The 21,548-nt window shown below is 61.7% G+C and carries 19 protein-coding genes; 14 read left to right on the top strand and 5 right to left on the bottom strand.

The features are described from left to right. Positions 1–644: GDP-mannose 4,6-dehydratase (locus VGP39_RS17660; RefSeq protein WP_327569390.1), on the bottom strand; the 644-nt coding region annotated here is incomplete at its 3' end. Between the two features lie 291 nt (positions 645–935). Between VGP39_RS17660 and VGP39_RS17665 the strand changes: the two genes are divergently transcribed. From VGP39_RS17665 to VGP39_RS17720, 12 genes are all read left to right on the top strand, one after another. Further along, positions 936–2,171, top strand: coding sequence for a branched-chain amino acid ABC transporter substrate-binding protein (locus VGP39_RS17665; protein ID WP_327569391.1), 1,236 nt, complete (start codon positions 936–938; stop codon positions 2,169–2,171). A 145-nt stretch (positions 2,172–2,316) separates the two neighbouring features. After that, the gene (locus VGP39_RS17670) at positions 2,317–3,264 is read left to right on the top strand and encodes a branched-chain amino acid ABC transporter permease (protein WP_327569392.1); all 948 of its coding nucleotides are present in this window, start codon (positions 2,317–2,319) and stop codon (positions 3,262–3,264) included. Then, the gene (locus VGP39_RS17675) at positions 3,261–4,562 is read left to right on the top strand and encodes a branched-chain amino acid ABC transporter permease (protein WP_327569393.1); all 1,302 of its coding nucleotides are present in this window, start codon (positions 3,261–3,263) and stop codon (positions 4,560–4,562) included. The genes VGP39_RS17670 and VGP39_RS17675 overlap by 4 nt, the downstream gene beginning before the upstream one ends. After that, complete coding sequence (locus VGP39_RS17680; RefSeq protein WP_327569394.1) at positions 4,559–5,308, top strand: ABC transporter ATP-binding protein; 750 nt, start codon at positions 4,559–4,561, stop codon at positions 5,306–5,308. Before VGP39_RS17675 ends, VGP39_RS17680 begins: the two co-directional genes overlap by 4 nt. Further along, positions 5,308–6,003: an ABC transporter ATP-binding protein gene (locus VGP39_RS17685; protein WP_327569395.1), complete on the top strand. Its 696-nt coding sequence runs from the start codon at positions 5,308–5,310 to the stop codon at positions 6,001–6,003. The genes VGP39_RS17680 and VGP39_RS17685 overlap by 1 nt, the downstream gene beginning before the upstream one ends. A gap of 267 nt (positions 6,004–6,270) precedes the next feature. Then, positions 6,271–7,086 (top strand): ABC transporter ATP-binding protein, encoded by an 816-nt coding sequence (locus VGP39_RS17690; protein ID WP_327569396.1) that lies wholly within the window; start codon positions 6,271–6,273, stop codon positions 7,084–7,086. Beyond that, entirely contained in the window at positions 7,083–9,014 is a 1,932-nt protein-coding gene (locus VGP39_RS17695; protein ID WP_327569397.1) for a long-chain fatty acid--CoA ligase, read from the top strand. The genes VGP39_RS17690 and VGP39_RS17695 overlap by 4 nt, the downstream gene beginning before the upstream one ends. 130 nt (positions 9,015–9,144) lie before the next feature. Further along, complete coding sequence (locus VGP39_RS17700) at positions 9,145–10,038, top strand: branched-chain amino acid ABC transporter permease (RefSeq protein WP_327569398.1); 894 nt, start codon at positions 9,145–9,147, stop codon at positions 10,036–10,038. A 6-nt stretch (positions 10,039–10,044) separates the two neighbouring features. Continuing rightward, positions 10,045–11,118, top strand: a complete 1,074-nt coding sequence (locus VGP39_RS17705) for a branched-chain amino acid ABC transporter permease (protein ID WP_327569399.1) — start codon at positions 10,045–10,047, stop codon at positions 11,116–11,118. 56 nt (positions 11,119–11,174) lie between these two features. Continuing rightward, positions 11,175–12,455, top strand: a complete 1,281-nt coding sequence (locus VGP39_RS17710; protein WP_327569400.1) for an ABC transporter substrate-binding protein — start codon at positions 11,175–11,177, stop codon at positions 12,453–12,455. A 164-nt stretch (positions 12,456–12,619) separates the two neighbouring features. Beyond that, a complete protein-coding gene (locus VGP39_RS17715) occupies positions 12,620–13,459 on the top strand; it encodes an ABC transporter ATP-binding protein (protein ID WP_327569401.1) in 840 nt (279 codons plus the stop codon). A 127-nt stretch (positions 13,460–13,586) separates the two neighbouring features. Then, on the top strand, positions 13,587–14,819 hold the full coding sequence (locus VGP39_RS17720; RefSeq protein WP_327569402.1) for a phenylacetate--CoA ligase family protein: 1,233 nt from the start codon (positions 13,587–13,589) through the stop codon (positions 14,817–14,819). Between the two features lie 148 nt (positions 14,820–14,967). Here the strand turns inward: VGP39_RS17720 and VGP39_RS17725 are convergent, their stop codons facing one another. Genes VGP39_RS17725 through VGP39_RS17735 form a run of 3 tightly spaced genes read right to left on the bottom strand, consistent with a single transcriptional unit; the run spans position 14,968 to position 17,597 of the window. Beyond that, positions 14,968–16,065 (bottom strand): DegT/DnrJ/EryC1/StrS family aminotransferase, encoded by a 1,098-nt coding sequence (locus VGP39_RS17725; RefSeq protein ID WP_327569403.1) that lies wholly within the window; start codon positions 16,063–16,065, stop codon positions 14,968–14,970. Positions 16,066–16,068: 3 nt separating this feature from the next. Further along, positions 16,069–16,539 (bottom strand): acyltransferase, encoded by a 471-nt coding sequence (locus tag VGP39_RS17730; protein ID WP_327569404.1) that lies wholly within the window; start codon positions 16,537–16,539, stop codon positions 16,069–16,071. Beyond that, entirely contained in the window at positions 16,536–17,597 is a 1,062-nt protein-coding gene (locus tag VGP39_RS17735) for a Gfo/Idh/MocA family oxidoreductase (protein WP_327569405.1), read from the bottom strand. The genes VGP39_RS17730 and VGP39_RS17735 overlap by 4 nt, the downstream gene beginning before the upstream one ends. Before the next feature lie 20 nt (positions 17,598–17,617). Here VGP39_RS17735 and VGP39_RS17740 point away from each other — a divergent pair, with 20 nt between their 5' ends. Further along, positions 17,618–19,144 carry a hypothetical protein gene (locus VGP39_RS17740; protein WP_327569421.1) on the top strand — a complete coding sequence of 509 codons (1,527 nt, stop codon included), beginning with the start codon at positions 17,618–17,620 and terminating at the stop codon, positions 19,142–19,144. 275 nt (positions 19,145–19,419) lie between these two features. After that, complete coding sequence (locus tag VGP39_RS17745) at positions 19,420–20,484, top strand: hypothetical protein (RefSeq protein ID WP_327569406.1); 1,065 nt, start codon at positions 19,420–19,422, stop codon at positions 20,482–20,484. 51 nt (positions 20,485–20,535) lie between these two features. Here VGP39_RS17745 and VGP39_RS17750 read toward each other — a convergent pair whose 3' ends face one another. Beyond that, positions 20,536–21,459, bottom strand: coding sequence for an aldo/keto reductase (locus VGP39_RS17750; RefSeq protein ID WP_327569407.1), 924 nt, complete (start codon positions 21,457–21,459; stop codon positions 20,536–20,538). Positions 21,460–21,548 lie beyond the last annotated feature (89 nt).

The following is a 21,548-nucleotide window of genomic DNA, read 5'->3' on the forward strand; positions in this document are numbered from 1 at the left end:
TCGATCCGCGCGACGCTGCGCGTGACCTTTCGCGTCACGAAGGTTTCGCCGCGGATCGGACTCTCGTGATTGAACAGGATGCCGTTGGAGGCATACATGCCGTAGGCTTCGCGGTAATTGACGGTGATCCAATAGCCATAAAGCTTGGCTACGCCATAGGGCGAACGCGGATAGAAGGGCGTGGTTTCCTTCTGCGGGGTTTCCTGCACCAGACCGTAAAGCTCCGACGTCGACGCCTGATAGAACCGCGTCTCCTTCTCCATACCGAGAATCCGGATCGCCTCCAGCAACCTGAGCACGCCGAGCGCATCGGCATTGGCGGTATATTCAGGAGTCTCGAAGCTGACCGCGACATGGCTTTGCGCGGCGAGGTTGTAGATTTCGGTCGGACGGATCTGCTGCATCAATCGGATCAGGTTGGTCGAATCCGTCATGTCGCCGTAATGCAGCAGGAACGGCACATTGCCCGCGTGCGGGTCCTCGTAGAGGTGATCGACGCGCGCGGTATTGAACGAGGACGACCGGCGCTTGATGCCGTGCACCGTGTAGCCCATGCCGAGCAGATACTCCGCGAGATAGGCGCCGTCCTGTCCCGTGACGCCGGTGATCAGCGCCACGCGCCGTTTCGAGTCTTCGGCAACCATATTCGCTCCAACAACGCGCCCGGAACGGCCTGAAAGCAGCCGGACGCCGACAAACCGCCAACAATGCTCTGAACCAGCCCGCGGACACTCGGTCCCCATGGACGCAAGCCGGACCGCCCAAACCCTTATCATGGCATCCTTAATACAAGCAAATTGAGGCTAGGCACCCCCCGACTTGCGGGATATGGAGCCTTGGACCACAATCAAGCCACGCGAGGCGGACGATCGGCCGAGATTTTCAGTCACCCGGCGTCCGGCCCTCCAAGAAATGCCAATCCAGGGAGGAATGACATGCGTAAACTCATGATGGCTGCGGCCTTGACGCTGCCGATGTTCAGCGGCGCGGCGATGGCGCAGGAGACGGTCAAGATCGGTTACATCGATCCGCTGTCGGGCGGCGGCGCCAGTATTGGCGAAGTCGGCTTGAAAACCTTTCAGTTCATCGCCGATGAGCTCAACGCCAAGGGCGGCATTCAGGGCAAGAAGGTCGAGATCGTCGGGCTCGACAACAAGACCAATCCGCAGGAAAGCCTGATCCAGGCGCAGAAGGCCATCGACGCCGGCGTGCGCTACATCACGCAAGGCAACGGCTCCTCGGTCGCCGGCGCGCTGTCTGACTTCGTCACCAAGTACAACGAGCGCAATCCCGGCAAGGAAGTGCTGTACTTCAACTATGCCGCGGTCGACCCGGTTCTCACCAACGCGAAATGCAGCTTCTGGCATTTCCGCTGGGATGCGAATTCCGACATCAAGATGGAAGCGCTCACCAACTACATGAAGACCGTGCCGGCGATCAAGAACCTCTATTTGATCAATCAGGATTATTCGTTCGGTGAATCGGTCCGCACCACCGCCAAGGCGATGCTCGCCGCCAAGCGGCCGGACATCAAGATCGTCGGCGACGAACTGCATCCGCTGCTGAAGATCACCGACTTCGCGCCGTACATCGCCAAGATCAAGGCGTCGGGCGCCGACAGCGTGGTGACCGGCAACTGGGGCCAGGATTTTTCGCTGCTGCTGAAAGCCGCGGCTGACGCCGGGCTCAAGGTGAACTGGTACACCTATTATGCGGGCGGTACCGGCGGTCCGACGGCGATCAAGCAGGCCAACCTCAATCATCAGGTCTTTGCCATCGGCGAGGGTTTTCCGAATCTCGGCTATGCGCCGGCCGACGCTTTTGAAAAGGCGCTGCGGGCGAAATACGACTTCAGCCTGGTCTATCCGCGCGCCGTGAATGAGATGCGGATGTTTGCGGCTGCAGCGGACAAGGCCAAGTCGCTTGAGCCGGTGAAGGTCGCCGCCGCCCTCGAAGGTATGGTGTTCGACGTCTATGACGGCGGCAAAGGCACCATGCGCAAGGACGATCACCAGTTCTTCCAGCCGATGTACATCGCGTCGTTTGGCGACCGCACCGAGAAAGAGCCGTTCGACGAGGAGAAGACCGGCTGGGGCTGGAAAACGGTGGACAAGATCGAGGCCGACCAGACCGTGCTGCCGACCACCTGCAAGATGGACCGGCCGAACTAGAAGATAACGACAAACGACAAGCGTCATGTCCGGGCTTGTCCCGGGCATCCACGTCTTCCCGCGCTTGAGTTACGAAAGACGTGGATGGCCGGAACAAGCCCGGCCATGACGAACTCTAAAATCGTGCAATAGGCCCGGGACCACGATGCTTGAACTGATCGTTATCTCCACGCTCAACGGTGTGCTGTACGGCATGCTGCTGTTCTTGATGGCGAGCGGCCTTACCGTCATCTTCAGCATGCTCGGCGTGCTGAACTTCGCGCATGCGAGTTTTTATATGCTCGGCGCCTTCTTCGGATTTCAGATCGCCCGCTGGTTCGGGTTTTGGCCGGCGCTGTTGATCGCACCGCTATTGGCCGGCGCGATCGGCGCCGGCGTCGAACGCTTCGGCCTGCGCCGCGTGCACAAGAACGGCCATGTCGCCGAATTGCTGTTCACCTTCGGCCTCGCATTTGCAATCGAGGAAGTGGTGCAGATCATCTGGGGCAAGAGCCCGGTGGATTTCCGCGTGCCGCCGCTGCTGGACTTTCCGGCCTTCACGATCTTTTCCACCAACTATCCCGCCTACAAGATGTTCATGCTGCTGGTGTCGATCGCGATTTTCGCGGCATTGCTGATTACGCTGAAAAAGACCCGGATCGGCCTGATCGTGCAGGCGGCGCTGACGCATCCGCACATGGTCGGTCACCTCGGCCATAATGTCGGGCGCATTTTCATGCTGGTGTTCGGCGTCGGCACCGCGCTTGCCGCGGTCGCCGGCGTGATCGCCGGGCCCGCGCTGGTGACGCAGGCCAACATGGCCGGACTGCTTGGGCCTATTTTGTTCGTGGTGGTCGTGGTCGGCGGGCTGGGCTCGCTGCCCGGCGCCTTCGTCGCCTCGCTGCTGATCGGCCTGGTCCAGACCTTTGCGGTCTCGATGAACGGCTCGCTCGCCGGCGCGTTCGGTCCGCTCAGCCCCGCCTATGCGGCGACGTGGCTTTCCGACATCTGGGGCGTCACCGTCGCGCAAATCGCACCGATCATGCCTTACTTGCTGCTGGTGCTGATCCTGATCTTCCGCCCCATGGGCCTGCTCGGGACGCGCGACACATGAGCGAACTCACCTCCAGCGTTGCCCCTCCAGTTCGGGCCACCGCCGAAAAACTCAAATTCTATGGATTGTGGGTCGCAGCCGCGATCGCGCTGCTGCTGCTGCCGAAGATTTTCTCCTCCGGTGGATCGCTGACCACGTTCAGCCTGATCGGCATCTCCATCATCTTCTCGCTGTCCTACAATATCCTGCTCGGCCAGACCGGCATGCTGTCGTTCGGCCATGCGGTCTATTACGGCCTCGGCGGCTTCCTGGTGATCCACGCCATCAACATCATCGGCGCCAACAAGTGGCCGATTCCGCTGCCTTTGGTGCCGCTGATCGGCGGATTGACCGGGCTCGCCTTCGCGATGCTGCTGGGCTGGGTCTCGACTCAGCGCAGCGGCACTGCGTTTGCGATGATCTCGCTCGGCGTCGCCGAGCTGATCGCGTCCTCGGCGCTGATCCTGCGGACGTTCTTCGGCGGCGAGGCCGGCATCTCCGCCAATCGCACCAAGCTGCTGCGCGTATTCGACTGGAGCTTTGGGCCGCAGATCCAGATCTATTACCTGGTCGCGGCATGGACGCTGATCGCCGTGATCGCCATGTACGCGCTGACCCGCACGCCGCTCGGGCGGATGTGCAACGCGGTGCGCGACAATCCCGAGCGCGTGCAGTTCGTCGGCTACGATCCGCATGTCGTACGCTATCTCGCCTTCTGCTTCTCCGGGTTCTTTGCCGGCATTGCGGGCGCACTGGCCGCGATCAACTTCGAGATCGCCAATTCGGCCTATCTCGGCGCGGTGCAGTCGGGAACGGTGCTGTTCGCCACCTATATCGGCGGCGTCGGTTTCTTCATCGGCCCGATCGTCGGCGCGGTCTTCGTCACGCTGCTGTCGCTCAGCCTCAGCGACGTAACGCCGGTGTGGCAACTGTATTTCGGGCTGATCTTCATCGCCGTGGTGGTGTTCGCGCCCGGCGGCATTACCGGCCTGTTGATGATGCATCGTCCGCTGTTAAAGGCCGGCACGCTGACAAAAGTGCTGCCGAGCTATCTGATCGCCTTCGTTCCAACCCTGGCGATGATCGCGGGCCTCATGCTCGCGATCGAAACCATCGTTCACTTCACCGTCAACCCCGGCGACGACTCGCACATCAAGGCGTTTGGCGTCCCGTTCGACGCGGCGAGTCCATACATCTGGGCGATAGCGGCGATCCTGCTGATCGGCGGCTTTCTGGTGGCGCGCAAGACCTGGACGATGGTCGGGCACGCCTGGGATGACGCGACGACGGTAGCGCGCGAAAAGGGTGTGACCGCATGAGCACCGCGATCGAACTGCGCGGCGTCGAAAAGAGTTTTGGCATTACGTCGGTGATCCGCAACGTCAATCTGACGGTGGCGCAGGGCGAGCGCCACGCGCTGATCGGACCGAACGGCGCCGGCAAGTCCACGCTGTTCAACCTGATCAGCGGCTACATGATGCCGACCGTCGGCAGCATCCTGCTGCGCGATGAGGTGATCTCGAACCTGCCGCCCTACCAGATCAACCGCCGCGGGCTGTCGCGCAGCTTTCAGGTCACCAACGTCTTCGCCAATATGAGCGTATGGGAAAACCTGCGCTGCGCAGTGCTGTGGGCGGCCGGCCATCGCTATGCGTTCTGGAAGAACATCGACAATCTGCCCGAAGTGCGTGACCGCACCGCGCGGATTCTGCAGGACATCAATCTGACCCCGCGGCGCGACGTGCCCGCGGGCCTTTTGACCTATGCCGAACAGCGCGCGCTGGAGATCGGCATCACCATCGCCGGCGGCGCCGACGTCATCCTGCTGGACGAGCCGACCGCGGGCATGAGCCATGCGGAGACAGAGCGCGCGGTGGCGCTGATCCGCCGCCTCACCGAAGGCCGCACGCTGCTGATCGTCGAACACGACATGAGCGTGGTATTTGGGCTGGCCGACCGCATTTCGGTGCTGGTCTACGGCCAGATCATTGCGTCCGGCACGCCGGAGGAAATCCGCGGCAATCCAAAAGTCAAGGAAGCCTATCTCGGCGAGGAGGCGGCCTGATGCTGGAGGTCAAGGATCTGCACGCCTATTACGGCAAGAGTCACATCCTGCAGGGCGTCGACATGCATATCGACGCCGGCGAGGTCGTGAGCCTGCTTGGGCGCAACGGCGTCGGCCGCTCCACCACGGTCAAGGCCATCATGGGCGAGGTGCCGCCGCAGGGGACCATCCTGTTCAAGGGCGGCAATATCGCCGGCCTGCCGAGCTACCGCATCGCGCATCTCGGCCTCGGCTATGTGCCGGAGCATCGCGACATCTTCCCGGGCCTCACGGTGCGGCAAAACCTGATGCTCGGCATCAAGGACCCGAAGAAGCCCGGTAAATGGCGGCTGGAGGACATGCTGGAAATGTTTCCCAACCTCGCCGCGCGCGCCGATACCGCGGCCGGCGTAATGTCCGGCGGCGAGAAACAGATGCTGACAATTTGCCGCACCCTGATGGGCGACCCCGAACTGGTGATGATCGACGAGCCTACCGAAGGGCTGGCGCCGATCATCGTGCAGCAGGTCGGCGACCTGATCGCAGAGATTGCACGGCGCGGGGTGGCAATCCTGCTGGTGGAGCAAAAACTGTCGATCGCGATGCGTATCTCGCACCGGCTCTACGTGATGGGCCACGGCCGCATCGTATTCGAAGGCACCCCCGCCGACCTCAAGGCCAACGCCGCCATCCGCAAGGAATGGCTGGAGGTGTGAGGGCGGACGAGCGGCGCGCGCACCTTGCCTCTCCCCGCAGGGGAGAGGCCGGATTGCATCGTCAGATGCAATCCGGGTGAGGGGTCTATCCACGCGCACCGGACTCGCGGAGAGTCCCCTCGCCCGCCACGCATCTGACGATGCGCGGCGACCTCTCCCCTTCGGGGAGAGGTGACGTACGCCCACTGGCCCACCTGCCGTTAGTCGAATAGGGTAAGCTAAAAGACCGGGATAATTTAAGCGCGGAAGCGCTGACGGAGGGATTGCGTGGAACACGCTTTGGAAGTGCGCGGGGTGTCACTGCGCTTCGGTGGCGTGCGTGCGCTGACCGAGGTTTCTTTCGGCGTGAACGACGGCGAATTGTTTTCCATCATCGGTCCGAACGGCGCCGGCAAGACCTCGATCGTGAACTGCATCTCCGGCCGCTACAAGCCGACCGAAGGCCAACTGTTTTATCACGGCCGCGACATCACCGGCCTCAATCCGAACGCCCGCCCCTCGCTCGGCATCGGCCGCACCTTCCAGAACCTCGCGCTATTTCACCACATGAGCGTGCTCGACAACATCATGGTCGGGCGGCACCATTTATTGAAGAACAATTTCATCACCGGGTCGCTGTACTGGCTGACCGGCGCGCGAAAGGAAGAATTAGAGCATCGCCGCAAGGTCGAGGAGATCATCGACTTCCTCGACCTGCAGTCGGTGCGCAAGGCAACCGCCGGCACCCTGCCCTACGGCCTGCGCAAGCGCGTGGAGCTCGCCCGCGCGATGGCGCTGGAACCGAAACTGATCCTGCTCGACGAGCCGATGGCCGGCATGAATTTCGAGGAAAAGGAGGACATGGCGCGCTATGTCGTCGACCTCAACGAGGAATTCGGCATGACCGTCGTCATGATCGAGCATGACATGGGCGTGGTGATGGATATTTCCCATCGCGTGATGGTGCTGGATTTCGGCCGCAAGATCGCCGAGGGCGATCCCGCCTCCGTGCTCGCCGATCCTCATGTGAAGCGCGCCTATCTCGGCGAAGAAGACGAAGTGCTGGTCGATCCCGACGATGTGCCTTCGGAGACCGCGGCATGATGGATTACGCCGGCCGCGTCGCTCAGGCAGACACCTATCCAAAACTGCTGCGCCTTAACGCCAAGGAACATGGCGGCGAGATCGCGCTGCGCGAAAAGGATTTTGGACTGTGGCGCGTCTTCACCTGGAACGATTACCAGTCCCGCGTGCATGATTTTGCCCTGGGCATGATCGAGCTCGGGCTTGGCCGTGGCGACGTGATCGGCATCATCGGCGACAACCGGCCGGACTGGGTGTCGGCCGAAATCGCCACCCACGCGATCGGCGCGATGAGTCTTGGCCTGTATCGCGACGTGCTCGACGAGGAAGCCGCCTATTTGCTCAGCTATGGCGAAGCGAAACTGGTGTTCGCCGAGGACGAGGAGCAGGTCGACAAGCTGCTGGCGCTCGCCGATCGTGTGCCCAATCTGAAGCACATCGTCTACTCCGACCCGCGCGGCATGCGGAAATACGACGACCCGCGGCTGATGGAGGCCGACAAGCTCGCATCGTTAGGCCGCGACCGCGCCGCGCGCGAGCCCGGCCTCTACAACAAACTGGTGGATGCCACCAAGGGCGAGGACGTTGCGATCCTCTGCACCACCTCCGGCACCACGGCGAATCCGAAGCTGGCAATGCTCGCCGCCGGCCGCGTGCTGCGGCACTGCGCGACCTACCTGACCTTCGATCCGAAGGGACCGGAGGACGAATACGTCTCGGTGCTGCCGCTGCCCTGGATCATGGAACAGGTCTACGCGCTGGGCAAAGGCCTGCTGTGCCGGATGAAGGTCAACTTCGTCGAACAGCCCGACACCATGATGAACGATTTCCGCGAGATCGCGCCGACCTTCGTGCTGTTCGCGCCGCGGGTGTGGGAAGGCATCGCCGCCGACGTGCGGGCGCGGGTGATGGATTCGTCGCCCCTGAAGCAAAGCCTCTATGAACTCGGCATGAAGACCGGATTATCGGCGCTGGCGCAAGGCAAGCATTCGATGATCGCAGACAAGCTGCTGTTCCGCGCGCTACGCGACCGGCTCGGCTTTACGCGGCTGCGTTCCGCGGCGACCGGCGGGGCCGCGCTGGGACCGGACACCTTCAAATTCTTCCAGGCCATGGGCGTGCCGCTGCGCACCCTGTACGGCCAGACCGAGCTGCTCGGCGCCTATACGCTGCATCCTGTTGGCGAGGTCGATCCCGACACCACGGGGGTGGCGATGGCCGATGACATCGAAATCCGCATCGACAATCCGGACGTCCACGGCGTCGGCGAGATCGTGGTTCGCCACCCCAACATGTTCCTCGGCTATTACAAGAGCCCGGAGGCGTCGGCCGCCGACATGAAGGACGGCTGGATGCAGTCCGGCGACGCCGGTTATTTCAACGCCAACAAGCAGCTCGTGGTGATCGACCGCATCAAGGATCTGGCGGAGACCGCGCGCGGCGAACGGTTCTCGCCGCAATACATCGAGAACAAGCTGAAATTCTCGCCCTACATCGCCGAGACCGTGGTGCTTGGCGCCGGCCGCGAGGCGCTGGCGGCGATGATCTGCATCCGCTTTTCCATTATCTCGAAGTGGGCGGAGAAGAACCGGATTTCGTTCACGACCTACACGGATCTTGCCTCGCGGCCGGAAGTGTATGCGCTGCTGCGCAAGGAAGTCGAGGCGGTCAACGCCACGCTGCCGCCGGCGCAACGCATCTCGCGCTTCCTGCTGCTCTACAAGGAACTCGACGCCGACGACGGCGAACTGACCCGCACCCGCAAAGTGCGCCGTAGCGTCATCAACGAGAAATACGCCACCATTATCGACGCGATCTATGGCGGCGAGCGCAACATTCCGATCGACACCGTGATCCGCTTCCAGGACGGCACCACCCAGCGCATCCGCACCACGCTGGCGGTGGTCGACCTCGCCCGCGATGCGGTCGCGCAGGAGGCGGCGGAATGAGGTCCCCAATTTCCACGATCGTCATGCGCGGGCTTGACCCGCGCATCCATCTTTTTCGCAAGAATCTTTTCAAGGGATGGATTGCCGGGTCAAGCCCGGCAATGACGATGCACGTTGTGGGCTCCGCCGCATGAACACCCAGCTTCTGATCCAGCTTCTGGTCAACGGCCTCGTGGTCGGCACGCTCTATGGCGTGGTCGCGATGTCGTTTGTGCTGATCTACAAGGCGACCCAGGTGGTGAATTTCGCGCAAGGCGAATTGCTGCTGATCGGCGCCTGGGTCTGCTGGTGGCTGCTCACCAAATATCAGGTGCCGTTCTATCTCGGCATGCCGATCACCCTGGTCTTCATGTTCGTGTTCGGCATCGCCATCCAGGTGGTGATCCTGCGTCCGCTGATCGGCGAGCCGATCATTTCGGTGATCATGGTGACGATCGCCCTGTCCACGGTATTTTCCGCGCTGATGAAATGGATATTCGGCGTCAATCTTCAGCCGTTTCCGCGTGTCTTCACCACCCAGAACGTGAATATCCTCGGGCTACAGGTTCAGACCGTCTATCTGATGAGTCTTGCGGTTTCGCTGGCGATGATGATGGGGATGGCGTGGTTCTTCCGCTTCTCCAAATATGGCCTCGCCATGCGCGCCACGGCGTTCAACCAGCAGGTGGCGCAATCGCTCGGCATCTCGGTAAAGAGCGTATTCGCCATGGCGTGGGCGATCTCCGCGACGGTTTCCGCCGTCGCCGGCGTGGTGGTGGCCGTCGTCAACGGCGTCTCGGCGGGCCTTTCCGCCTACGGGATAAAGGTGTTTCCGGCGGCGATTCTCGGCGGTCTTGACAGCGTCGGCGGCGCCGTGCTCGGCGGCATCATCATCGGTCTTTTGGAAAACTTCGCGCACTTTCTCGACAGCGAATATCTGCACTGGGGCAATCTCTACGAGATCGCACCGTTCTATGCGCTGATCATCATCCTGATGATCAAGCCGTACGGCCTGTTCGGCACCAAAGACATCGAGCGGGTGTAGTCAGTCATGGCAGGCCAGACCCTTATTCCCGCCGGCGATTTCCGCACCAGCTACGCGGTCGACACCACCGTGTTCCCGACCGTCACCAGCCGCAACGCGATGATGGTCGGCATCGTCCTGATTTGTTTCGCGCCTTATGTGTTGACGTCGTACTGGCTTAGCATCCTGATCCAGATCGGTATTTTCGGAATCGCCGCACTCGGCCTCAATATCGTCGTAGGGTTCACCGGGCAGATCTCCATCGGCCATGCCGCATTCTTCGGCTTCGGCGCGTTCACCTCCGCCTATCTATCGAACAGGTTCGCAATACCGGTATTTTTCTGTATTCCGCTCGCCGGTGTCGTGACCGCGGGCGTCGGGCTGATTTTCGGCCTTCCCGCCGCGCGCCTGAAGGGGCTTTATCTCGCCATCGCCACGCTGGCCGCGCAATACATCCTGCTCGATTTCTTCGCGCGCGCCGAATGGTTCACCGGCGGCAGCGTTCCTGCCAGCGCCGAGCCGTTCTCGATCTTCGGCTATTCGCTGCGCGGCGACAGAAAATATTTCTATGTCGTGCTGGCCTATGTCGTGGTCTGCTACCTGCTGGTGACCAACCTGATGCGCTCGCGCGACGGCCGCGCGCTGGTCGCGGTGCGCGATCACTATTTGTCCGCCGAGATCATGGGCATCAACCTGACCAAGTATCGCACGCTGTCGTTTGGCCTCGCCGCGTTCTTTGCGGGCGTCGGCGGCGCGCTCTACGCGCACTACAATCAGGTGGTCTCCAACGAAGGTTTTGGCATCGACCGCTCGATCATATTCCTTGCCATGATCATCATCGGCGGCCTCGGCTCGATCATGGGCACGCTGATGGGCACGGCCTTCATGGTGTTGCTGCCTGAATCGATGGAATGGCTCAGCGTCGCGCTGCGCGACGGGCCGATCGACCAGTTTTTGGGACTGAAGAACAACATCGCGTTCTTGCGCGAAGTGGCCATCGGGGTCATCATCATCGTCTTTCTGGTTTTTGAGCCGGATGGACTCGCGCACCGATGGCGACAGATCAAGGCTTACTGGAAACTCTACCCGTTCTCGCATTGAGGTCGGAACGGGACGACAATAAGAAGACCTCGAGAGGAAACCGGAGGATTAGGCTTATGACGATGAAAACCTTATTGAGTACGGCTTCGCTGGCGTTGTTGCTCGGCACCACGGCGGGGACGGCGCAGGCCCAGATCGCTCTGGGGCATCTTGCCGACTATTCAGGCCCGACGTCGGATGTCGGAACGCCGTTCGGACAGGGCGTTGCGGATGCATTCGCCTATGTGAACAAGAACGGCGGCATCGGCGGCAAGCCGGTCAACGTCGATACCGTCGACTACGGCTATCAGGTGCCGCGCGCGATCGCGCAGTACAAGAAGTGGTCGGGCGGCGACAAGGTCGCGGCCATTCTCGGCTGGGGAACGGCCGATACCGAAGCGCTCACCGGCTTCCTCGCGGAAGACAAGATCCCGGACATCTCGGGGTCCTACGCGGCAGCCCTCTCCGATCCTACCGGCGCGGGCGGAAAGGCCAAACCTGCCCCTTACAATTTCTTTTACGGCCCGAGCTATTCCGATGCCGTTCGCGGCATGCTGACCTGGGCCGCGGATGACTGGAAGGCCAAGGGCAAGCCCGGCAAGCCGAAATTCGTCCACATGGGCGCCAACCATCCCTACCCGAACGCGCCCAAGGCGGCGGGCGAAGCCATGGCAGCCGAACTCGGCTTCGAGCTGCTGCCGCCGATCGTGTTCGCTTTGACGCCCGGCGACTACAGCGCGCAGTGCCTGAGCCTGAAAAGTTCCGGCGCGAACTATGCCTATCTCGGCAACACCGCAGGCTCCAACATCTCGGTGCTGAACGCCTGCAAGGCGGCAGGCGTCGACGTCCAGTTCCTCGGCAACGTCTGGGGTATGGACGAGAATGCGGCCAAAGCCGCCGGCGCCGCCGCCGATGGCGTGGTGTTCCCGTTGCGCACCGCAGTGGCCTGGGGCGGCAACGCCCCCGGGATGAAGACCGTGATGGATATCTCCAAGATGTCCGACGCGGCCGGAACGGCTTACCGGCCGGTGCACTACATCGCGGGCGTCTGCACCGCGCTCTACATGAAGGAAGCCGTCGAATGGGCCGCCAAGAATGGCGGCGCGACCGGCGAGAACGTCAAGAAAGGCTTCTACCAGAAGGCCGACTGGGTTCCGGCCGGGATGGATGGGGTCTGCAACCCCTCGACCTGGACCGACAAGGACCATCGCGGCACTTTGAAGGTCGATCTTTATCGCATGAAGGTCGCAGGCGCGACCGATGCGCCGCTGAACGATCTGGTCAAGAACGGCGGCATCAAACTCGAAAAGGTGAAGACCATCGACCTGCCGCGCAAGGCTGATTGGCTCGGCTGGTGAGCTGGTAGCTCGCAAGCGGGCATACATGCGCGACCGTCATCCCCGCGAAGCGGGGACCCAGTACGCCGCAGCATCGCGATTTATCGCTGGCGCTTTGGAATACTGGGTCACCCGCTTTCGCGGGTGATGACGGCGGTAAGTGGGGCGACGGTTCGGAACCAGACATGACTGAAGCAACCGACATTGTTCATACGCCAGCCGCCGCCACCACTGCGCCGCCGCTGCTTGCCGTCAACAATGTCGAGGTGGTCTACGACAACGTCATCCTGGTGCTGCGGGGCCTGAGCCTCGAGGTGCCGCAGGGATCGATCGTCGCCCTGCTCGGCGCCAACGGCGCCGGCAAGTCGACCACGCTGAAGGCGATCTCCGGGCTGCTCAAGACCGAGGACGGCGAAGTCACCCGCGGCGAGATCATCTTCAACGGCGAGCGCATCGACGGCATCGATCCCGACAAGATCGTGCGCCGCGGCATCTTTCAGGTGATGGAGGGCCGCCGCATCATCGCCGACATGACATCGCTGGAAAACCTGAAGCTCGGCGCCTTCACCCGCAGCGACAATGAGGTCGGCGCCGACATCGACATGGTCTACAATTATTTCCCCCGCCTGAAGGAGCGCACCGGGCTAGCCGGCTATCTGTCGGGCGGCGAACAGCAGATGCTCGCGATCGGCCGCGCGCTGATGGCGCGCCCGAAGATGATCCTGATGGACGAGCCGTCGATGGGACTGTCGCCGCTGCTGGTCAAGGAAGTATTTGGGATCATCAAGGCGATCAACCGCGATCTCGGCGTCACCATCCTGCTGGTCGAGCAGAACGCGCGCGCGGCACTCTCGGTCGCGAGCCACGGCTACATCATGGAACAAGGCAAGGTGGTGCTCGACGGCAGCGCCGACGAATTGCGCGACAACGAGGACGTCAAAGAGTTTTACCTCGGCGGCGCCGGCGACCAGCGCAAGAGTTTCAAGAACCTGAAGAGCTTCAAGCGCAGGAAGCGGTGGCTGTAAGGATGCTGCCTCTCGTTCGTCATGGCCGGGCCGGTCCCGGCCATCCGCGCCTGTCTGCCGCGCCTCAGAAAGACGTGGATGCCCGGCACAAGGCCGGGCATGACGAGCCGAAATTCAGAGACCGCCAATGAACGACCACTACGACACCCTCGAAACACGTGCCCCTGCCGAACGCGAGGCCGACCTGTTTTCGCGGCTGCCGGACGTATTGCGCAAGGCGATGGCGGCGCCGGCCTATGCCGAACACCTCAAAGGCATCGATCCGGCTGATATCACCAGCCGCGCCGCGCTGGCGCACCTGCCAGTCCTGCGCAAATCCGAGCTGCCCGCGCTGCACAAGGCCGCGCCGCCGTTCGGCGGATTTGTCACCGACCCCGCAGGATCGTTCGCCCGCCTGTTCACATCGCCCGGCCCGATCTTCGAGCCCGAGACGGCGCACCGCGACCCATGGCGCGGGGCGCGGGCGTTGTTCGCCGCGGGCTTTCGTCCGGGCGACGTGGTGCTGAACACCTTCAGCTATCATCTGACGCCGGGCGGTTTTATTTTCGACTCCTCCGCCCGCGCGCTGGGCTGCGCCGTGATCCCGGCAGGACCCGGTAATGCCGAAGCGCAATTCGAATTGATCGAGGCGTACCGGCCGATCGGCTACAGCGGCACGCCGGACTTTTTGAAAATTCTGCTCGATGCGGCTGCCAGTGGCGGGCGCGACATCTCGTCGATCAAGCGCGCGCTGGTGTCCGGGGCGGCGTTTCCGAAATCGCTGCAGGATGAAGTAAAATCGCGCGGCGTCGACGCCTGTCAGGCCTTCGGCACTGCCGATCTCGGCCTGATCGCGTTCGAGACATCGGCGCGCGAGGGCATGGTCGTCAATGAAGACCTGATCTTCGAGATCGTCAAACCCGGCACCGGTGATCCCGTGCCGGAAGGCGATGTCGGCGAAATCGTCGTCACCTCGCTCGACCCCGACCATCCCTGGATTCGTCTCGCGCTCGGCGATCTCACGGCCGCGCTGTCGGGCCCAAGTCCGTGCGGACGCACCAATATGCGCATCAAAGGCTGGATGGGCCGCGCCGACCAGACCACCAAGGTCAAGGGCATGTTCGTGCGGCCCGAACAGGTCGCGGAAATCGGCAAACGGCATCCCGAATTTGGCCGGCTGCGCCTGGTAGTCACGCGCAAGGGCGAGACCGATGTGATGACGCTGAAGGCGGAGTGCGCGGCGCCTTCCGATGCATTGCGCGAACAGGTTACGGCATCGCTGCGCGCGGTCGCCAAGCTTGGCGGCGGCGTCGAACTGGTCGCGCCCGGCTCACTGCCGAACGACGGCAAGGTGATTGCGGACGAACGGCCGGTAGGTTGATCGTTCGTCCGGCGCTTCCGTCATTGCGAGGAGTTCTTGCGACGAAGCAATCCAGCTCTTTGCAACACTGGATTGCTTCGCGGAGCCTGTCATCGGGCGCGCGTTCGCGCGACCCGTTGGCTCGCAATGACGGGATCTTCGATCCTGTCTAGAACGCGCGAATGAGATCGATCACCGTGCACTGCTGCTCCGCCGTGATCTCCGCGAACATCGGCAGCGACAGGATCCTGCTTTGCTGGCGATGCGCATTCGGGAACTGCTCGGGGCGATGATTGAGCCGGCCGTAAGCGGCAAGAAACGGCAGGGCGACCGGATAGTTGACCGCGGTCTGAACGCCGTTGGCGTTCAGATGCGCCGCCAACGCATCGCGGCGCGGATGCTGAATCGTATAGAGATGATAGACGTGTTCGCGGTCTGGCGCCACGGATGGCACCACGACGTTCTCGATCTGGTTGAGGCCGGCGTCGTAAACCTTCGCGGCCTGCTGGCGCGCTCTGGTCCATTGCGGCAGATGCGGTAGTTTGGCGGACAGGATCGCCGCCTGCATGCCGTCGAGGCGGCTGTTGATGCCCTCGATATGGTGCTGATGCTTGGTCAGGCCGCCATGGCGCGCGAGCATGGTCATATGCTCGGCCAGCCCGCCATCATTGGTCACGACCGCGCCGGCGTCGCCCATCGCGCCAAGGTTCTTGCCCGGATAGAACGAATAGGTCGCAGCCGCGCCGAAGGTGCCGACCTGCCGGCCCTTGCAGCGCGCCAGATGCGCCTGGGCGCAATCCTCGATCACCCACAGTCTGTGCTTGCGCGCGATCGCCATGATGGCGTCCATGTCCGCCGGCTGGCCATAGAGATGCACCGGAATGATGCCGACGGTGCGCGGCGTGATGGCTGCTTCAATCGCCGCGGGATCGATGGTGAAGGTGCTGTCGTCGGTATCCACGAACACGACGGTGGCGCCTGCGTGCGTGATCATCGCGGACGTGCTGATCCACGAATGCGCCGTGGTGATGACTTCGTCCCCGGGCTGAACCTTCAGCGCGGCCATGGCAAGATAGAGCGCGTCGGTGCCATTGGCGCAGGATACGCAATGCGCGACGTCGACCGCGCCGGCAAATTCCCGCTCGAACGCATCGACATAGGATCCACGAATGAATGCATTGTCGCGGATCACCCCGGCGATCGCCGCATCGATCTCGCTCTTGATCGTCTGGTACTGAAGCTGCAGATCCGCGTAGGGCACCGGCATCGGTCATCTGCCTCCTAATTCGAGCAGGCGCGCCGGGTTGCCCGCATATGTCCCGGCGGCGGTGATGTCCTTGGTCACCATCGAGCCTGCGCCGATGACGACATCGTCGGCGATACGCACCGGCATGATGGTAGCATTGGACCCGATGGAAACCCGATTGCCAATCACCGTCTCCCGCCACAACTCCCTGCGGCCGCGGGCCGGACCGCCGGTCGAGAACGGATCATTGACGAACATCACGCCGTGGCTGACAAAACAGTCTTCACCAATGCTCACAAGTTCGCAGATGAAGGCATGGGACTGCACCCGGGTGCGGGCGCCCACCACAACACCGCGCTGGATTTCCGTAAACGGTCCGACGAAGCAGTCATCGCCGATCTTGCAGCCATACAGGTTGCAGGGTTCGACGATTTTCACCCGCGCGCCGAATTCGACGTCGCGTATGCCGGCCCGATGCAGTTCCGGCTGGTTCATGATGCGGCACCGAGCCGGCTCAACCGGGGTGCAAAACGCAGCGCGACCTCCTGGCCGGTCTCGATCGATTCATAAAGCGCGGAAATGAGTTCGAGGCTCTTGCGGCCCTCGAGACCATCCACCAGCGCCGCGCGCTGATGGATAAGGCAATCGACCACGTGCTGATAGTAGGCCTGATGACCGAAGCCATAGACGTTGGGCGGATTGACGGAAAATTTTTCCATCACGTCCTTGTCCGAGGGCAGTTCGTCGACGAAAGCCCAGTGCCTGATCTGGTTGACGGCAAAGCCCGCGATTTCCACGCTGCCCTTCTCGCCCAGGATCGAGAGCGAACCTTCGAGATCCCTGGGGCGGGCGGCGGTGGTCGCCTCGATGATTCCCAGCGCGCCGTTGCGGAATTTCAGCGTCGCGACCGCGGTGTCCTCGGTCTCGATGTCGACAAGCGCGGTAATCGCCCGGGCATGAACGCTGACCACGTCGCCGAAAAACCACTCCAGCATGTCGACATGATGGCTGGCCTGATTGGTCAGCACGCCGCCGTCATAGGCCCAGGTACCGCGCCAGTCGTCCTGATCGTAGTAGCTCTGGTCCCGGCACCAGCGCACCCGCACGGTGCCGAGAATGAGTTTGCCGAACCGGCCGGCCTCCAAGGCCTCGCGCGCCTTGACCACCGGAACGTTGAAGCGGTTCTGCTTGACCACGAACAGCTTGACCCCCGCTTCGTCGCAGGCCCGCATCATCTCGTCGGCGTCCTGCAGCCGCAGCGCCATCGGTTTTTCGACCACGACGTGCTTGCCGGCCCTGGCGCAGGCGATGACGTGCTCGGGATGCATTCCGCTCGGCGTCAGCACCGCGACCGCGTCAATATCCCGCCGCGCGAGAAAGGCCTCGATATCGTAATCGGCGGCAACGCCGAACTTCGAGGCGACGGCGCCGGCGCGCGCGTGAACGGAATCGCAGACCGCGACAAGGCTGGCCCCGCCGATATGCCCGCCGCCCAGCAGATCGGCGTGACGCTTTGCGATGCGTCCACATCCGAGCAGGCCAAATCTGATCATCGAAACCTTCCTTGTTGGCCGTGATCGACGGCTGGCGAGATCTGGCATCGCGAATGCGGACGGTGCAGCCGGCACAATGTGAACCAAGTGCTATATTAACAAAAGCGACCGCAAATCAAGGTACTTGGCGGCTTTTTCCGGCTTGCAAGTTGTACCGCACCGGCTATTGGGGTAACCGGTGGGCGGAACGAAATCCCGCCTTGATGCAGGCGAAACAACAGATGGTTTACGGTCCACGGCAATTTCGAGAGCGTTACGGCTTGATGTTGCTGATCAGCCTTCACATCGTCGTCTGCTGCGCATCGCTGATCTTTCTCGCGGACAACACCGATCCGGTGGTCGCCGACCCCGCGACGTTTCACATCTTCTTTGATCCGGCGCGATTGCACATTGCGATTGCGACGATTGCAGCCTTCGCCCTCGTCGGGGTGCTTTTTGTGATCGCGCGCTTCAGCTTCGGCTATTTCGTCGGATTCTGCTTTTACACGATGATCCTCGGCTATCTCTGGCTGAATTGCTTCACCGACCTTAACTACGATCACCGGTTAGCCGGGTTTTCGGCCGCGGTATCCGCCGTCGCCTTTCTGCTGGCCGCGCTGTTCGTCACGCTGCCGATCCCCCGGCCCTTCACTCTGTCGCCGCGGGGATTTGACCGGCTTCTGACCGGCATTCTGCTGCTTGCAATCGCCGTCATCGCGGCCGGCGCGATTTATAACTTTCGTCTGGTCGGGCTGGGGGAAATCTACAATTTCCGCAATGCTCTGGAGGCGCCGAAACTTCTCAACTACTTGGTGACGATCGTCTCGAACGCATTACTGCCGTTCGCGTTCGCCGGTTTGGTGGCGCGCCGAGCCTACTGGCGGGCCGGCGCCGTGCTGTTTCTGCTGCTTCTGTTCTATCCAATCACCTTGAGCAAGATTCCGCTTCTTGCACCGTTCTGGCTGCTGGCCATGTTGCTGTTTTCAAGGTTTTTCGCAGGCAGAACGGCCGTCGTGCTGTCGCTTCTTGTGCCGATGCTCGCCGGGGTGATCCTGCATGTTGTGTTAAGAAGGCAGACCGCCGCCTATTTCGGGATGGTCAACTTTCGAATGATCGCGATTCCTTCGGACGCCCTGGATGTCTATTACGACTATTTCTCCCGGCATGACTTCACCTATTTTTGCCAGATATCGGTTTTAAAGCGGATCATGTCCTGCCCTTATCAGGAGCCGCTTTGGGAAATCATGGAGAAGGCCTACAATCTGGGCAACCTGAATGCCTCATTGTTTGCGACCGAGGGCGTTGCGTCGGTGGGGCCGTGGTGGGCGCCGGTTTCGGCGTTCGCGTGCGGGCTGGTCATGGCCTTCGGCAATCGCATGTCGGAGGGCCTACCGGCCCCGTTCATCCTTATTTCCGGCGCCATGCTTGCCATCGTTCTGCTGAACGTCCCGCTTTCCATCGTCCTGCTCACGCACGGCGCAGCGATCTTGTTCCTGCTGTGGTCCGTTACGCCGCGGACGATATTCGGGCCGGATGACCGGCTGGCCGCGCTGCAGGCCCGCCAATGACTGCGAAGGCTAAGTGGCTGGCCATGAACTCCGAGACACCTGTCCGGCTGACCATCCTGATTTTCAGTCATCTCGCGCTATGCTGCGCGTCGCTAGCCTATATAGCGCGTTTCAAGGAGGGGGATTATTTCAACGCGACGCTGTTTCATATTTTCTATGACCCGTCTCGGCTGCACATCGTCGTCGTCGTGGTCGCCGCTTTTGCGCTGCTTTCAATTCTGTTCACGTTTGCGCGTTTCAGCTTCGGGTACCTTGTCGGATTCTATCTTTACTCGATGATCTTCGGCTATCTCTGGATAAACTGCTTCTCGACCCTCGAGTATGATCACCGGCTGGGCGGGTTTTCGGCCGCGGTATCGGCCATTGCATTCCTCCTGCCGGCGCTTTTTACCTCCTCGCCAATACGCCAGCGATACGTGCTCTCGAAGGAGCTGCTCGGCCGCCTCCTGATATCTATCCTGCTGTTTGCCGCCGCAACCATGGCCGTTGCCGCCCTCTACAACTTCCGCCTGGTCGGCATAGAAGATATCTACAATTTCCGCGAACAACTCGATTTTCCGACGTTCATAAGTTATTCGATCGGAATAGCGTCCGCCGCCTTGTTGCCGTTCGCTTACGCCTGTTTTATTGCCCGCAGAAACTACTGGCTGGCCGCCGCCGTCCTGCTCCTGCTGCTGCTTTATTATCCCATTACCCTGAGCAAGCTCGCATTCTTTACTCCCGCCTGGCTTGTCGCGATGACGTTGCTTGCGCGGCTGGTCGAAGCGAGAACGGCCGTGATTCTCTCCCTGCTGCTACCGTTGCTCGCCGGCCTATTGCTGGTCGTGCACAAGACCGCGGACGCGACAATCCCGATCACGGACGCAGTGCGCTATTTCTATACGGTCAATTTCCGCATCCTCGCCGTTCCGGCGGCGGCGATGGACGTCTACAGCGATTTTTTCTCCAAGCATGAGCTCACCCATTTTTGCCAGATATCGTTTTTGAAACGGTTCGTCGCCTGCCCCTATCAGGATCAAATGTCGATCGTGATGGAGCGAGCCTACAAGCTCGGCAATTTCAACGCCTCGATGTTTGCGACCGAAGGCATCGCCTCGATGGGATTATGGCTGGCGCCGATCGCGCTGTTTGGCTGCGGGCTTGTGATCGCTCTCGGCAATCGACTGTCCGCCGGCCTGCCTCCAGGCTTTATTCTGGTCTCCGGGGCCGTCTTCCCCCAGATCCTGCTCAACGTACCGCTCTCGGTGGCGCTGGTCACACACGGCGGCGCGGTTCTGTTCCTGCTCTGGTACATCACGCCGCGCACGATGTTCGAGCCGGATGCTGCCGACACCGCTTGATCCGGCGGATCCGGACCCACGCTGCGCTCGGCATCAAAGCCGCAGCGAACTCTAGGCAAAACTCAATTGAGCCCGGCTTATTTTCTGCAAAAGCTCATCGCCGAGGGTTGCGCCGGAAGCCCGCAGGTTGCCGAGCAAATGAGACATTCTGGTTGTGCCGAAGACAGCGCAGCTTACTTCAGGCTTGCGCAGCACCCACGCGAGCGCGATCTCTGCCCCCGTGAGCCGCTGTTCGTCTTCGAGAAAACGAAGACTGCGACCGCGCGCGATATCGGAACGATGATTTTTCCAAGCCCGGGCGATGTACCAGAGATCCTGAACGCCGCGAATACGAAATCTATTCTTGCGATACAGGCCTCCGGCAAGCGGCATGCCGGCCAGAATTCCTAAGTGCCGCGCGGCCAGCTTCGCAATGATCGGTTCCCGCTCCGGCCGAAGAACATTGTAGTCGATCATCACCACACCGAACAGCGGAAGGGTCATGACATGTTCGATGACGTTAACATCGAAGCTGTTGGCGCTCAGATGCAGAACCTTTCCTTCCTTTTTGAGCCTGGTAAGGGTATCGAGCAAATCCTCGGTCAGGTCGGCAATTTCAGGGCCATGAAGGTGCAGTAACGGGATCGCATCCATTCCAAGCCGCGCAAGACTCGCCTCGACGGTCCGCCGCACGCCAGCGGGGGTGAAATCCTCGCGCCGCCTGCCTCGCTCATCGGTGTATGATCCGGCTTTGGTCGAAATCACCAGATCATGCTTGTTTTTGAGGCCGGAAAGCGCCTTGCCTAATCGCGGTTCGGCATTGCCGCCTGAATAGCTTGCGCCGGTATCGAACAACGTAACGCCGTGATCAACGGCCGCGTGAACCAGGCGAATGGCGGCAGCTTCGTCGAAAACTTTCTTGCCCCAATAACTCGCGCAGCCGAATCCAATTTCGGAAACGCGCAGGCCGGTATTGCCAAGGGAACGATAGAGCATCCGCGGATTGCCGGCTTGATTCAGAGGCTTCTTGCGGTATAGCAACTTGAACGGGGTTGTGAAGCGCGAAAATGACCTGCCCAATCGGG

Source organism: Bradyrhizobium sp. (assembly GCF_036009065.1).
In the GTDB taxonomy this organism is placed as follows: domain Bacteria; phylum Pseudomonadota; class Alphaproteobacteria; order Rhizobiales; family Xanthobacteraceae; genus Bradyrhizobium.